Below are 1232 nucleotides of genomic sequence, written 5' to 3'. Positions count from 1 at the left end.
CTCCCGTACCGCCGAGACGTCCGCGAGTGCCTCCCCGGCGCCCTCCGCCCCCACCGCTCCGGGCGGGGGCGGCTGGGACGGCGACGACAGCGGCGGCCCGCCGCGCACGCTGCGCGAGGGCGACTCGGGCCCGGAGGTCGCCGAACTGCAGTACCGGTTGGCCGCGGTGGGCACCTACGACGCCCGCAGGCACGGCGTGGACGGCGTGTACGACGACGAGGTCACCGAAGGGGTGGCCACGTTCCAGACCTGGTACGGGGTGCGGGGCGACCCCGAGGGCGTCTACGGACCGCACACCCGGCGCGCCCTGGAGAGGGCCACGCGGAGAGGCTGACGCCAGGGGGATTGGCGCAAACGCGGAATGCTTTGTATCGTGGAGGAACAAAGTGGCTCCGCCCGTTCCCCGTTCCTGACGACGGGGGCCCCTGACCCGGCGGGCGGGCCACTTGTCCTGCCTTCCAGCCGTTGGAGCCACCCGCCATGCCCTCGGACACCCCGGACTCCCCCGAAGCCCAGGACGTCCAGGACGCCCGGCACGCCGGGGGCGTGCCAGGCGTTTCGATGAAGGCCCGCGCGCTGCTGCTGGACATGGACGGCACCCTGGTCGACTCCGACGCCGCCGTCGAGCGCGTCTGGCGCGACTGGGCCGCCGGGCACGGCCTGGACGGGGACGAGGTCATGAAGGTGGTGCACGGCCGGCAGGGCTACGCCACGATGGCCGAGCTGCTGCCCGACCGCCCGATGGAGGTCAACCACGCCGAGAACCGGCGCCTGCTGGAGCGGGAGACCGCCGACACCGAGGGCGTGGTTCCGGTGCCGGGCGCTCCCGCGTTCCTCGCCGCGATCGAGGACCTCCCCCACGCTCTGGTGACCTCGGCCAGCGTGCCCCTGGCCACCGCCCGGATGAACGCGGCGGGCCTGCGGATGCCGCCGCTGCGGGTCACCGCGGAGTCGGTCGGCGCCAGCAAGCCGCACCCGGAGGGCTTTCTGAAGGCCGCGGCCGAACTGGGCTTCGCACCGGAGGACTGCGTGGTCTTCGAGGACTCCGGAGCCGGTGTCGCGGCGGGCCGCGCGGCCGGCATGCGGGTGGTCGGCATCGGGCCCCGGGCCGCGGCCTTCGGGCCGACCGCCCATGTGCCGACGCTGGAGGAGGTGCGCGTGGAGCCCCTGCCCGGCGGCGGACTGCTCCTGCACCTGGCGCCCGGGCCCCGCTGAGCCCGCACCGCCTCCCC

2 protein-coding genes are annotated in these 1232 nt (G+C 75.4%); both read left to right on the top strand.

Features of this window, described 5'->3' with window-relative positions; translation table 11 throughout:
* Positions 1 to 334 (top strand): peptidoglycan-binding protein (locus L7D48_RS28890; RefSeq protein ID WP_237884069.1); only part of this gene is annotated, 334 nt, incomplete at its 5' end.
* Between the two features lie 227 nt (positions 335 to 561).
* Positions 562 to 1215 carry an HAD-IA family hydrolase gene (locus L7D48_RS28885; RefSeq protein ID WP_237884071.1) on the top strand — a complete coding sequence of 218 codons (654 nt, stop codon included), beginning with the start codon at positions 562 to 564 and terminating at the stop codon, positions 1213 to 1215.
* Positions 1216 to 1232 lie beyond the last annotated feature (17 nt).

This window comes from Streptomyces sp. ICN903, from assembly GCF_022015835.1.
Lineage (GTDB): Bacteria > Actinomycetota > Actinomycetes > Streptomycetales > Streptomycetaceae > Streptomyces > Streptomyces fenghuangensis.
Note: the sequence above shows the minus strand (reverse complement) of the source record. Positions and strands in the feature narration are given on the sequence as shown.

Bases quoted from the DNA above. Each gene is read 5' to 3' on its own strand.
- L7D48_RS28885 (WP_237884071.1), top strand. From the start codon at position 562: ATGAAGGCCCGCGCGCTGCTGCTGGACATGGACGGCACCCTGGTCGAC.